The organism is Paenibacillus sp. FSL R7-0312 (assembly GCF_038004445.1).
Taxonomy (GTDB): domain Bacteria; phylum Bacillota; class Bacilli; order Paenibacillales; family Paenibacillaceae; genus Paenibacillus_AQ.
Genome location: NZ_JBBORE010000001.1, coordinates 2,522,497 through 2,536,002, shown reverse-complemented (window position 1 = coordinate 2,536,002; position 13,506 = coordinate 2,522,497). Strand labels below are relative to the sequence as shown.

General features: G+C 51.7%; 12 protein-coding genes. 2 read left to right on the top strand and 10 right to left on the bottom strand.

Annotation, left to right across the window (positions count from 1 at the left end):
* Positions 1–52: 52 nt before the first annotated feature.
* The 9 genes from MKX70_RS11185 to MKX70_RS11145 form a co-directional block, all read right to left on the bottom strand.
* Positions 53–985, bottom strand: coding sequence for a COX15/CtaA family protein (locus tag MKX70_RS11185; RefSeq protein ID WP_340840022.1), 933 nt, complete (start codon positions 983–985; stop codon positions 53–55).
* Between the two features lie 112 nt (positions 986–1,097).
* Positions 1,098–1,442, bottom strand: coding sequence for a thioredoxin family protein (locus MKX70_RS11180; RefSeq protein ID WP_042239463.1), 345 nt, complete (start codon positions 1,440–1,442; stop codon positions 1,098–1,100).
* Between the two features lie 111 nt (positions 1,443–1,553).
* Entirely contained in the window at positions 1,554–3,182 is a 1,629-nt protein-coding gene (locus MKX70_RS11175; protein ID WP_340840021.1) for a putative polysaccharide biosynthesis protein, read from the bottom strand.
* A 26-nt stretch (positions 3,183–3,208) separates the two neighbouring features.
* A complete protein-coding gene (locus MKX70_RS11170) occupies positions 3,209–3,694 on the bottom strand; it encodes a DUF456 domain-containing protein (protein ID WP_042239465.1) in 486 nt (161 codons plus the stop codon).
* 261 nt (positions 3,695–3,955) lie between these two features.
* Positions 3,956–4,735 (bottom strand): Cof-type HAD-IIB family hydrolase, encoded by a 780-nt coding sequence (locus tag MKX70_RS11165; RefSeq protein ID WP_042239467.1) that lies wholly within the window; start codon positions 4,733–4,735, stop codon positions 3,956–3,958.
* 72 nt (positions 4,736–4,807) lie between these two features.
* Positions 4,808–6,898, bottom strand: a complete 2,091-nt coding sequence (locus MKX70_RS11160) for a peptidoglycan D,D-transpeptidase FtsI family protein (protein ID WP_340840020.1) — start codon at positions 6,896–6,898, stop codon at positions 4,808–4,810.
* 92 nt (positions 6,899–6,990) lie between these two features.
* Positions 6,991–9,072, bottom strand: a complete 2,082-nt coding sequence (locus MKX70_RS11155) for a peptidoglycan D,D-transpeptidase FtsI family protein (protein WP_340840019.1) — start codon at positions 9,070–9,072, stop codon at positions 6,991–6,993.
* Between the two features lie 111 nt (positions 9,073–9,183).
* Positions 9,184–10,326: a transglutaminase domain-containing protein gene (locus tag MKX70_RS11150; protein ID WP_340782666.1), complete on the bottom strand. Its 1,143-nt coding sequence runs from the start codon at positions 10,324–10,326 to the stop codon at positions 9,184–9,186.
* 51 nt (positions 10,327–10,377) lie between these two features.
* The gene (locus MKX70_RS11145; protein WP_042239475.1) at positions 10,378–10,821 is read right to left on the bottom strand and encodes a hypothetical protein; all 444 of its coding nucleotides are present in this window, start codon (positions 10,819–10,821) and stop codon (positions 10,378–10,380) included.
* 256 nt (positions 10,822–11,077) lie between these two features.
* Between MKX70_RS11145 and MKX70_RS11140 the strand changes: the two genes are divergently transcribed.
* Both MKX70_RS11140 and MKX70_RS11135 read left to right on the top strand, forming a co-directional pair.
* Complete coding sequence (locus MKX70_RS11140) at positions 11,078–12,253, top strand: MFS transporter (protein WP_042239477.1); 1,176 nt, start codon at positions 11,078–11,080, stop codon at positions 12,251–12,253.
* 181 nt (positions 12,254–12,434) lie between these two features.
* Positions 12,435–12,785, top strand: coding sequence for a DNA primase (locus MKX70_RS11135; RefSeq protein ID WP_042239479.1), 351 nt, complete (start codon positions 12,435–12,437; stop codon positions 12,783–12,785).
* Positions 12,786–12,883: 98 nt separating this feature from the next.
* On the opposite strand, the gene MKX70_RS11130 is transcribed toward MKX70_RS11135, so the two are convergent.
* Complete coding sequence (locus tag MKX70_RS11130; RefSeq protein WP_340782658.1) at positions 12,884–13,501, bottom strand: SCO family protein; 618 nt, start codon at positions 13,499–13,501, stop codon at positions 12,884–12,886.
* Between the last annotated feature and the right edge of the window lie 5 nt (positions 13,502–13,506).

Genomic DNA, 13,506 nt, shown 5'->3' with positions numbered 1-13,506 from the left:
ACGTTCCTCCTCGAACCGGGCCCGAACCTTACCCATGCCCTTAACGGTAATCTTATAATTTCTTGCCTGTTCCGCTTAACTGCCAGACACGGACACTCATATAACATAGAACCCCAAACAAGCCGGCAATCAGCAAAATATGCGACAACGCGGTAAAGATGTACAGTCGTTCATTATACAGCGTATGAACCACAGCAGCTCCACTGAATACCTGCATCAGGCAGAGCAGTACTGCGGCAACACCCAGAGCCCTCAGCTCCGTCAGCTCTTTGTATTTCCAGAAAGCCAGATGTCCCAGAATAGCAGTCAGCAGGAACAGCAGCGCCGCTGCAAGCCGGTGTATGAATACAATGCCCACCCCGCCAGACAGCTCCGGAATCCATTCCCCATTGCACAGCGGCCAGCCTGAACAGCCCCCCTGCGAATCGGTATGGCTTACATAAGCCCCAATATACACGACCATATAAGAATATAACGCAGTAAACCAGGTTAAGTTACGGAAGCCCCTGCTTACTTTCGGTTCTGCAGTGCTATTTTCTTCCCCCGAAAGGTAGATCCGCCCTGCTCCAAGCGCAAGCATCAGGGAGCTGGCGAACGCAATCAGCGAGAATCCCATATGTAAAGCCATCACTCCAGCAGACTGCGACTTGATTACCGCAAGCGCTCCCATTCCGCCTTGCACCACTACGAATATAAGGGTTAACAAGGCATAGGTAAGCAGATCCCTGCGCTTACGGGCATAACGCCAGAATGCAAACATGGAAGCCAGTGACATTAGGCCCGCAAGTCCGCTGAACAGACGATGGGTATATTCAATCAGGGAGCCTACGGTATAAGCCGGAATCAGCTTTCCGTGACACAGCGGCCATTCATTACCGCATTCCAGCCCCGAACCCGTCTTAGTAACCACCGCTCCGCCGAGCAGCGCCAGAAACATAACGAGGCAGGTTATATAGCTAAGCCATTTTAATTGAAGGGTCGTCAATGTTATCACCCGCATTTTATAGGAATGAATTAGTATAATGATAGCGCCCGCAGACAATTCTAGAAAAAAAACACCGCTTCTGCTCGGGTAGGGCGAAAGCGGTGCTGCTTCATTACTTGTGGATGCTAAGGTATACATCCAGCGCCGTATTCAGGAAATTCTCAATTTCCTCACGGGACTTACGAAGCTTATTCACGAATCTGACCAGTTCCCGTCCATCGGTATACGCGACAAAGCTCGGAATGCCCAGAATATTCTGTTCCTGGCTGACGTCGCCTACGGCATCGACATCCACTTCAACGAGTGTGAGGCGGTCACTATATTTCAGTTCCACATCCGGCATAAACGGATCCATGAATTTGCAATCCGAGCACCAATCCGCCTTGAATACCGCCACCGTTAAGCGCGGAGATTGTATTGACACCTGAAACTCAGCAGGAGAACTAATTTTGTCCATCTATTAACCATCCTTTCTCATTTAACCGTTACCCATGACTCTTCTCTAAGTGAAGCAAAATGTACGGAATAAGTCAAATAAAAAAGACAAAATAAGACAATGATCACAGCTTTATTCGTTTGCACGCACATGCGCCGGCTGCAGCTTCATTAGAGGATTCAGCAGTTTGCGCAGCGGACGCGGGTAACCTGCGATTTCCTGGCTGCTCAGTACGCCCAGAACAATCAACAGTACCAGATAAATGATAACCACGGCAGTTCCAACCACCAGACATGTAATCAGGAATGCCAGTCTTGCCGGCATCAGATGAGTCAGCATAATCCCCGCTTCATTGAGGCCATAGCCGATCCCGGCCGATGCGAGTACAGCGATTGAGAATCCGCCCCAGCGTTTGCCGAGAATTTCGAAGGGAATGATCTTTTTGAGCATCCGCAGATTAAGCAGCGTAATGACAATGAAGCACAGGGCCGTAGAGCCGATGATGCCATAGATGCCGAATAGCTGGCTGAACAGGAAGTTGGAAGCGAACTTCACGATAATCCCGACAAGCACGTAATACATCGAAATCCGCGACTTGCCCATCCCAAGCAGAATAGAGTTCGTAGTCATCATAGTGATTTGAAAAATAGTCCCCAGCGTCAGCATCGCTACAATCCCGCTGCCGTCCAGACTGCTGAAGATCAGTCCATTGACAGAATATGCCGCCACAACGAGAGAGAGTACAATTGGTGTGCCGGTAAGAATGGAAATACGCATAGCCAGGGTAACCTGGCGTTTCAGATGCTGTTCATCTTTGCGGGCGTACGCCGCTGAAATAATCGGAATGAGCGACGTACTAAGCGCGATAGACAACACCGGCGGGATACCTGCTATACTCTGTGCACGGCTGCCGAATATCCCCAGGGCCCGGGTAGCTTCCTCCATTCCGATCCGGCCGCTGAGCAGCGGTACAATAAAGGAAGTATCGATAAAGTTCACAACAGGTACTGTGATCGAAGATAATACAATTGGAATGGACAGTTTGAAAATATCTTTATATATTCCAAGTAACGGAAGGCGTGCCTCATTTGATTCATAAAGAGCAATCTGCTCCTCGCTGCGGCGCATCTTCATCGCGTAATACAGCATAACACCGAAAGCGCCGACACTCCCGAGCACACTGCCGAAAGAAGCGCCTGCAGCCATCCATGTGTTGCTGTAGCCTTGGCGCAGCAGAATAAAAGCCAGCAGAATTGCCGTCGATACCCGGGCAATCTGCTCAATAATCTGTGAGATACCTCCGGCCATCATATTATTGCGCCCCTGGAAATAACCGCGCATCATCGCGATTGCGGGGAACAGCAGCAGCGCCGGGGCAATCGCCCGGATGGCCAGCGTACTCTCAGGAACTTTGGTGTACTCCGCATAATACGGAGCGGCTATGTACAGTATTGTACTCATTACAACACCTACAACAGCTGCAAAGATAAGGGCGGCACGGTATACCTGCTGTGCTTCATGCGGACGGTTCAGAGCATAACGCTCTGATACCATTTTGCTCAGCGTGCTGGGTATTCCTGCGGTCGCCAGCGGAAGGAGCAGCAGATACACATTGTTAGCCTGAGTAAAGGATGCATTCCCTATATCATTGAATAGATGTTCCAGCGGCACCCGCTGGGCAAGTCCAAGGATGCGGGCCACAAGTGCGGCCGCAGCCAGAATAAGCGTGCCTTTAACAAAAGATTCTTTCTTATTGGACAAGCTGTTTCGCCTTCTTCACAATAAATTTAATACCGTCCGATCCAGATAAAGAAGAGGACGACCATAACAATTTGCAGAATAATTTTGACTACGGTACTGCTGAATAGCCCCAGCAAGGAGCCGAAGCTGACCTTGACCGCCTTACCCGGCTTAGAGCCTGCAATCAGTTCACCGACAAAGGCCCCGAGGAACGGGCCGATCAGCAGACCAAAGGCCGGAATAAGAAAGGGGCCAATAATCAAGCCGATCGTGCTGCCGATGACGGACGCCCGTGAGCCGCCGAACTTTTTGACACCCCAGGCCCCGACTACATAATCGGCAACGAACAGAACCACCACAATCAATGTCTGGGCAATCCAGAACCAGGGACCGAAGGGGTCGAAGGAAAAGAACCAGCCGTATACGAAGAAGGCCAGATAAATCGCCAGCGCGCCCGGCAGGATTGGATATACCGCTCCTGCCAGCCCTACTGCAAACAAAGCAATGATCAGAATCCAACCCAGGATCGTCAATTCCTTCAACTCCTCAAGTTTTGATAGCAATAAAAGAACTCCAAAAGGTGTCGCTCGTAACTGCGGTGAATGATCGAGCTTCCGGCCGCTGTTGTCCCCAGATTTCTTGATCTATACCGCTATTCGCGGTGGAAATACGGTGGCAAAGGCGGTCGCTACCGCTCCTACAGCTCAAACTTCCCCTCCGTTACTCCCACCAATTGTTGTCTTCCAGATCAAGCTATAAAAAATTTGATAATCCCAAACTCATTACTACATCTACTAAGCCTGCTTTGAAATTCTACCAGCCGAGGTTCCGGCCTCCGACAGAATATACTTCTCGATCACTTCCGCGATCCCGTCATTATTATTCGTAGCCACAACAGCATCGGCTTCCTGCTTAACGGTCTCCTGGGCATTGCCCATCGCTACGCCGAATCCGGCCTGCTGGATGGCCGCCAGATCATTCAGACTGTCGCCGACGGCCACAACCTGGGACATGTTAATGCCGAGAAGCTTGCAGACTTCCAGAATGCCGGATGCCTTGTTAACGCCAAGCGGATTAATCTCCAGATTGAACGGCGAGGAATTCGTGATCTCCAGCCCGCCCAGCTCCTGCAGACGCATCAGCAGCTTATGGCGGATATTATTATCCTCGGTAGAATAACCGAACTTCAGCCATTCCCTGCTGTCAATTTCGCCGTCCCAGGTGTCGCGGTTGTATACTTCATCCACCGAATATGCCCAGAACCAGATATCGAACTCTTCGGCAATCTTATGCATCTGTTTGACCAGTTCCACATCCATCAGGGACCGGCGGTACAGCTCCCCCGGTGCGCGCCATACTTCACTTCCGTTTACCATAATCATCGGGGTCTCCAGGCCAAGCTGTACGGCATAAGGCATCGCACTCCGGGACGAACGTCCGGTAGACAGGCAGACATGTACGCCGGCATTCATCGCTTTTTTGATCCATTCCACCGTTTTGGGGGTAATTTTCTGTTCATCATTCAGTAGGGTTCCATCCATATCCAATGCAAGCAGGCGGTATTTGGCAGTCATTTGCCACCCCTCCATTCTTGTATGTCTCCCGTTCGGGAGCTGTGTATTTGTCAATCAGGCTACGGCGGTTCGTCAGTTTGTGTTTACGGCCTCTCCATTGGCCGGATCTGCAGTCTTCACATTTTTCTTCGGGTTGCCATCCAGCCCGTACTCCCAGTCATACGCATCGAATATTTTACGCGCGACCGGCGCGGCACTGTTGGAGCCGAACCCGCCTTCAGGGATGACCACGGCAACTGCTAACTTAGGATTATTACGCGGGGCAAAAGCAATAAATACCCCGTTATCACGTAGTTCCCCTTTACCCAGCTGTTGGGAGGTACCTGTCTTACGGGCAAAATCATAAGGGAAATCCGTAAATGCAGTAACCTTACTGTTCATGCCCTGTTTGATTTCTTTCCAGAAGGACGGGTCAAAGGTCGTTACCTCATCAAGCACCTCGCGCTCAAACTTTTTGACCACATTGCCTTCAGAGTCGGTGATCTTGCTGACCAGCTGCGGCTTGATGCGCACACCTTCATTGGCAAGCGTGGAAGCGTACTGTGCCAGCTGCAGCACCGTATAACGGCCCTGCTGCCCGAAGGAGGCATAGACCAGTGCGGCTTGCGCACTGCCCGCTGCCTTGATATCGGTATAGTTAATCTGTCCCAGATACTCATTCGGAAGCCCGCTCTGTGTGGAGACGCCGAGGCCGAACTCCTTCATATACTTATCCCAAACTTCAATCCCCTCGCCCTTATATTGCTCATAAAGCTTCTTGCCGACCATATCCACCATGAATACGTTGGAGGAATCCTCAATCGCTTTGGCCGGGTCCATTGGACCGTAGACATGTCCGGAGGAATTGCGTACGGAGGATTTGTCATCCTTACCGAAATAAGCGATCCCTTTATCATTATACCGGTAAGAGGTGCTGAAGAATCCTTCGTTCAAGCCCACAAGCACACTCAGCGGCTTAATGGTTGACCCCAGTAATACGGTAGAACCGAATCCATGGCCGGACATCCCCGAAGAATACGGAGTAATCGTCCCATTCTGATAGTTACCCATAATTTTATTCCAAGTATCGGAATCCAGCTTCTCCGCCGTCCAGACATTGGTATCATAATCCGGCATACTGGCCATGGCAACAATATTGCCTGTATCCACTTCCATGGCTACGGCATAACCCGTCAGTGCATCGGGGTGGGTTTTGCCCTGTACAGCATGACTGTGCAGCCAGCTGATCTGCTCCGTAATAGCCTCTTCCGTCTTGAGCTGGACGTTCTTATTAATCGACATCCAGACATCATTACCCTTGACCGGCGGCACAACCTCTTCAACCTTCTCGGCCATATTCTGCGGATTCACTGAAATGACCTGATAACCATTCTTGCCGCGCAGCTCCCGCTGATATTGCAGCTCCAGACCGTCAAAGCCGACAAACTCATCATCTTTATAGTTCAGGCCGGGATCGGCATCGATCTTCTTCATTGCGTTCTGTATGTTCTTATAGATATTAAGTGTACTGGAAGATTTGAAGGGCTTGATATACCCGACTGTCTGCACAGCAACCGTGTCCTTGTCATAATGCCGCACGCCTTCTTCAACAATCTCAAGACCGGGGAACTCGCTTTTATGCTCCATGAAATAAGCAACTTCCTGGGTGGTAAGACCGGATTTAATCTTGCGTGCCATATAACCCGAATATTTTTTGAAATATAAATCCAATGAAGTAATCACATTATTCACCGTCAGCTTCTCGCCGTCCGGATCACCATGTTTATCGAATTCCTCGACCAGCCGGGTTGCCAGCGCATAGGCGTTTGCTCTCGATTCCGGCTTCAGTGCACTGATTCCGGTCTCCTTATCCACGGCTTTGGCCGTATATTCCTTTGTCAGGGTGATATACAGCGATTGAACGGAGGTCGAATAGGCAATTTCTTCTCCTCCGGCTGCGCGAAGCGCACCACGGATGGACGCGAGCGGTACACTTTTGGTATCCCGGCTGGTCTCCACCTCAGTCAGCTTAGGTCCTTCCACAAACTGCACCACAGCCAGACGGATAATAATTACGCAAAAAATTACAAACGTGCTGAAGAAAAACACGTTGAGCCGCAGGCCAAGCGAACTCTTGCTGTCCTTCTCATCCGGGGGAGAGGCCTGCTTTCGGAAAACACTCACAGTTTTTCACTCCTCTACATCTCAAGTGGAAACGGCTTGGCCGTCCTTACTAAGGACAGCACCGTTTCAGCGGGAAAAATAATATAAATCTCTTAGTTGACAGTCGATTCTTGTTCCTGCGCTACTGGCGGAAGATTTTTTTTGGGAACTCCATCGAGCCCGTATTCTGAGTCATAGGCTTCAAATATTTTACGGGCCACCGGTGCAGCACTGTTCGATCCAAAGCCGCCTTCCGGAATAATCACCGCTACAGCAAGCTTGGGATGCTCACGCGGAGCATAAGCAATGAAGACTCCGTTGTCACGGACCGCACCGTACGCATCCATTTCAGAGGTCCCTGTCTTGCGGGCGAAGTCATACGGGAATCCGTCAAACACCTTAACTGTCGTGTTCATCCCCTGCTTGATCTCCTTCCAGTACGAAGGATCAAACGTAATTTTGTCCAGAACTTCCCGTCCGAATTCCTTAACCGTATGGCCCTCGGCATCTGTAATCCTGCTGACCAGCTGCGGCTTGATCCGTTCCCCTTCATTGGCAAGCGTTGCTGTATACTGGGCAAGCTGCAGTGCGGTATACTTGCCTTTTTGACCGAAGGAAGCAAAGACTAACGCCGCCTGGACAGAGCCCGCTTGCTCCGTATTGATATAATCGGCAACTCCGGCACTCTCACCCGGCAGTCCGCTTTGTGTCGACACCCCAAGTCCGAAGGCCTTCATATACTTGTCCCACACTGCGATTCCTTCACCCTGATACTTCTTATAGAGTGCATTGCCGACCCAGTCTACCATAAAAGCATTGGATGACTCCTGGATCGCCTTAGCGGGATCAAGCGGCCCCAGGACGTGGCCGGAGGAATTGCTTACGGAGGAACTGTCATCCTTGCCGAAATACGCGATTCCCTTGTCTATATAAGTGTCAGTCGTGTTGAATAAACCTTCATTGAGACCAATTAACACACTTAACGGTTTGATTGTGGAACCCAGGAAAATCAGTGACTTCAGGCCATTCCCTGAGACACCGGAGGTATTCTGGTTAATCGTGCCGTTCTGGTTATTATTCTTAATCTTCTCATACACTTCCGGCAGCAGCTTCTCGGCGTTCCAGACATTTGTATCATAGTCCGGCATACTGGCCATTGCGACTACATTGCCTGTATCGACTTCCATCGCAACCGCATACCCGGTCAGGGCATCCGGATGATATTTGCCTTGGACCGGATTGGTATGCAGCCAGCTGATCTGATCCATAATGGCCTGCTCTGTCTTCATTTGCACGCTTTTATTGATCGTCATCCAGATATCATTGCCCTTGACAGGCGGAACGGATGCAATGACTTCCTCAGCCATGTTCTGCGGATTAACGGAGAGGGTCTGATAACCATTCTTGCCCCTAAGTTCTCGCTGATATTGCTGCTCGAGACCATAGATACCGACAAATTCATCTTCCCTGTAAGCCAGGCCGGGATCAGCGCCCGTTTGTTTCATGGCATTACGAATATTCTTGTATATATCATAGTCCTCTGTCGAACGGAACAGCTTCATATAGCCTACCGTCTGAACTGCCACTGTATCCTTGTCATAATGGCGGACGCTTTCTTCCACAACAGCTAATCCAGGATAGCGTTCCTTGTTCTCCATGAGATGAGCGACTTCCTTCACCGTCAGGCCCGTCTTGATTTTGCGCGGGACATAGCCGAGTGATTTCTTATAATCAAGATCCAGCAGAGCAAGGATATCCTCCTGCGAGAGCTTTTTGGCGGAAGGATCACCATATTCATTAAAAACTGACGTGAGCCGCGCCACCAGTGAATTCGTACTTGCCTTGGCTTCAGCAGTGAAGTCATATACTCCGGTGTCCTTGTTCTTGGCTTTGGCTGTATATTCCTTGGTTAAAGTGATATATAACGACTGTATGGATGTGGAATAGGCAAGTTTCTCGCCGCCGGCAGCATGAATAATTCCCCGGATCGCCGCAAGCGGCACATCCTTGGTCTCCCGGCTGGCCTCGACCTCAGTAAGCTCAGGACTCTCCACAAACTGCAGCCCTGCAAGGCGGATAATAATGATGCAAAAAATAAAAAAAGTGCCGAAGAAAAACAGATTTATGCGTAAACTCAGGTAGTTTCGGGCAGAACCTCCATCCGGGCGGGAGCCCGGCTTACCGAACCATCTCACAGCATGTCCTCTCCTTGTATGTTATGCAAAACCGTATATCCGGTAGTCCAAAGGCAGAGCTCTTCTTACACGCTGTTATTGTACCATAGATGGAGGAGCTCCCGCTTCTTGTCAGAGGATGTTTTCCTTGATATGCGTTGAATCGAAATCCTTGGTATTGAACCAGTTCCCGCTGCTGGCCCAGGTAGAATCCAGCGGAATCCAGGCTTCCCTGCTGCTGATATAGACCTCATTCCAGGCATGGGGACCATAACCGCCCTGCCCGTCATAGCCCCTGCCGGTTACAACCCGCACCTGAAGGCCCTGCGAACGGGCCATCATGGCATAGAGGCGGGCATAATCTATACATACCCCCAGCCGGGTATCAAAGGTATCCTGCGGGGTCTGCTCATGCCAGATCCGTTTCTGCTCATAGTTCTCTGCCTTGGTATAGTCATAGGTGATGCGTGAGCCGATCCAATCATAGAGCAGCTTAGCCTTCGCTTCATCCCCGTCAGCCTGTCCGGCAATATCTGCGGCTGCACCAGCGATGTCCGCGGAAATATCATGGTCGATCACTTCATATTTGCGCCGCAAAATATCATTCATCTCGGCGGCTACCGCCTTGGTCAGCACCGGAAGCTTACCCCGGACCTGTTCACCGGCCAGCGGCTCAAATACCGCCGCCGCACTCTGGCTGTAGATCGGCGAGGATTCCACGTAGCGGCTGAAGCCGCTGTCCGGATTTAGGCCTACGCCGATATAAAGCGCAAAGACCAGAACAAGTGCACGGGCGAGCCCGGCGGCAAAGCCTAGAACGGCTCCGCTTAAGTGGCTGGCCCCCGTGATCTTCCCTCCCGGCCTTGACGAAAACCGCGGCAGGCGGAAAGGCAGCAGCAGGAACAGCAGACCCAGTATTAGGCGGATCAGACTGTAGGACAGGAGGAGGAGGAGGAGGAACCGCACAAGCGGCGAGTTCGCCAGCACCGATACAGCTGTATAATACACCTGCTGCCACTGGCTCATCCGGATGTCAGGCAGAACAACGCCTGATGCCCACTCCCCGGCTAGTGGCGAGAGGTATACAGCGGCCGGAACAGCCATAATCAGGGCCGCGATCGCCATTATTCCGGAGCCGAGCAGTCCGAACAGCCCTCCGGCCGCTCTTTTGAAGCCCCGGCCCCATCCCTGCAGTACGGAGAACAGCACGACCACCAGCAGGACGATCGAGATGATATTGGCCTCACTAAGACTATCTATCCAGCTGTTCAGCATCTCTCTCGCTCCTCCTTCTGTGGCTATTTAGCCTTTGGTTCAACTGCACTATTATTTGCCGGCCTGTTTCCGGGCTTCGTCAATAAATGTTTTGGTAGTATCTGTTACACTCCACTTTCCAAGACTGACCCCGCGGAAGATCACTTCAACCTTATCCTCTGCGGCGGAGCCTTTCACTTCGAGATTGGGAGTCGTAATTGTAAAAGTACCGTCACCGCCGGAGGTATACACCGCCTCCTGCGCTTCCTTAAGCATAACTTCCTGCGCTTCCTTCTTCAGCGTGCTGACCGTCCCGTCCGCCACTTTGTTAACAGCATTACCTATCTGATCCATGGTCACCCCGCTGTAGATGAACAGGCCTGCAACGATAATGATAACAATTGCCCATTTCAGTACAGTCTTAACGAGATTAATTACTGCAAACAGCAGGACAAGCGCAATAACGATAACAAGCCAATTCTCTCTGATAAATTGTGACCACACTGCCGGATCCATCAATTTCACAACACCCCTATCGCAAATTTCGCCACGCCGGGACTCCTGTCCCGTCTGACATATCCTTAATAATAATGATTATACATGAATGCCTCTTATAATTCATGGTTCCCGGGCTGCAGAAGCGCATACTGGGATTGGCCAAGAAAATGGTATAAGCCCCCTCCGGCGCACGTAAAGTACAAGTAGGCCGTTTCTTCCAAGTGAATCCCTTCCCATTACTCATCGGCTGGCCAACAACCTGGAGGTGTCACCCGTGAAAACCGCACTGTGGCTGTATCTGTTTCTATTTCTGGCATTCTTTGATTTGCACGCCCAGTATCCCATTCTGACGCCGTTTGCCATGTCTTTGGGAGCAGGCCCTGCCTTCATAGGCTGGATGATGGGAATGTATTCGCTGACCCACCTCCCCGGCAACCTGCTGGCCGGTGTACTGGTTGACCGCAACGGCAGCCGCCGTTACATCGTCTTTGCTCTTACAGCAGCCGGGCTAATTCTGCTGCTGCAGGCCCATGCCCAGCTGCCCTGGCATCTGCTGCTGCTGCGCGCAGCAAGCGGCTTCGCGCTGGCCTTCCTCTCGCCTGCCTGCATGACCCTGCTGGCCTCTCTCTCCTCTGACCCGGCTACCCAGGGCAAGTACATGTCAGGCCATGGGATCATCCACACGCTGGCTTCTGTGGTCTCACCGGCGGCCGGTGCATTCATTGTTCTCAAGGCCGGCTATTCCGGCACCTTCAGTACCCTGGGCTGGCTGCTGATCTTAACAGGCGTGATGGCTTACTTCAGCGTGCCGAAGCATTCTCCTGCGCTGGCTTCACACGCACACGCTGTGCCGCTGCCGCAGGAGAAAGCGGCGATTCCACTGACAGCTGACATTCCAGTCTCTAAGCGCTACTATCTGCTGCCTTTTTTCGTATCCTGTTCCCAAGGGGTACTCTTCTTTGAACTTCCGCTGTCTCAAGGAAGAGACGGAATGATTTCAACCGGAATTCTACTGTCGCTGCTCAGCCTGGGGGCACTCCTGACCCTCAGCCTGTTCTTCCTGAACCGGCTGGCCCCTGGCATCCGCATTGCTGCTGCACTGCTGGGAATGGCCATCTGCTTCTTCAGTCTGGCCGCCTTCCGCAGCATACCGGCCGGAATCATTCTATTCATACTTGGCGCAGCCAAAGGTGTGTTATTCCCGGCGATGGCCTCCCTGTTCATCAGTCTGGGCGGTGCAGGCCGGATGGGACGTACCTTCTCGCTGCAATCCATCGCCATGTCTCTAGGGGCATTTGCCGGGCCGGTAGCCGCCGGACAGCTGAGGGACTATGTCTCCCCTTACTTCATTGCCTTCGTGCTGCTGATGACAGCCCTTCTGCTGCTTCCTCCCGGAAGATCCGGCAGTCCCGCTGCTTATTCTCCGGGCTTGAACAGCCACGCCGCCTGATTCCAGCCGCATTCGCCAGCAATCACCCGCATTTTCCCTGCCGGGTGATTGTTTGTTTGATGACGTTTGTTTTTACGACATTTCCCGGGGAATGAATACATATTGCTCTTTGAACTGTTAAAATTGGCGAAGCTTAGGTACAATATCGTCATAACCAACTACGATCCGGGAGTGAGCACCTATGTCCATCACCATTATTGTCGAAGGCAAGAATGACCGCAGCCGGCTGAGACGGCTGCTCGCGCCGGAGGTCGACATTCTGTGCACTTTCGGCACCTTGAACACACTCAAGCTTGAATCCCTGCGCCGCACCGTCGGTGATGGAGAAGTATACCTGTATCTGGACAATGACAGCTCCGGCAAAAAAATCCGCGGCGTTCTGCGAGACGCCTTTCCCGATGCGGTGCATATGTATACCCGGCGGGGTTACGCCGGTGTCGAAGGCACTCCTGACGAATACAGTATCACACAGCTCGAAAAAGCCGGCCTTGAGGAATATATTCTCTATCCGCAGCCGTTCAGTAACAGCTAGCTGCTCCTCCGGTCTGTAGTTCAACACCAAAAAACGCCTTGCTGGTCCCTCCTTAAGTGGAGGGGGTCCGGCAAGGCGTTTGGTTTATTCCGGCAAATCTATTCACGGGCCAGCTTCTTAACCGATTCAGCCAGAAACTCCGGAGTCACATTCTCCGTATCCCCGGCATCATATAATGCCCTGAGGCGGTTGGTCCGATCTACCAGACCAATAAGGTTGGCATGGGCGAAATCATCCTTACTGTTGCCGTAGATCAGAACCTTGAATGATTCAGCCGCCAGCTTACGTACCTGCTCCTGATCCCCGCGCAGGAAATACCAGCCGTTATAATCGGCATGAAACTTGTCGCCAAATGCCTTGATCGCTTCACGTGTGTCGTTCTCCGGGTCAAAGGAAATGGAGACAAATTCAATATCCTTGCCAAAGCTGCCATCCTTCACCAGCAGATCCTGCGTCTGTGACAGCATGTAGGTAGTAATAGGGCACACATCCGGGCATTCGGTAAAGAAGAAATAGACCAGCCTTGCTTTGCCTGCCGTATCCGCCAGGCTCACCTGCTGTCCATCCACATTCTCCAGAGAGAAGTCCTGTACCTCCCCGATGACCGGCAGCTTCTTGTCTCCGAAGCTGAGCGAATTCACTGCCAGATAGATGGCCATAATTACCGCTGCAAGCAGCATCAGCCAGGTCCATTTATAGCGTTTCAAGGTCTGCACAGGAC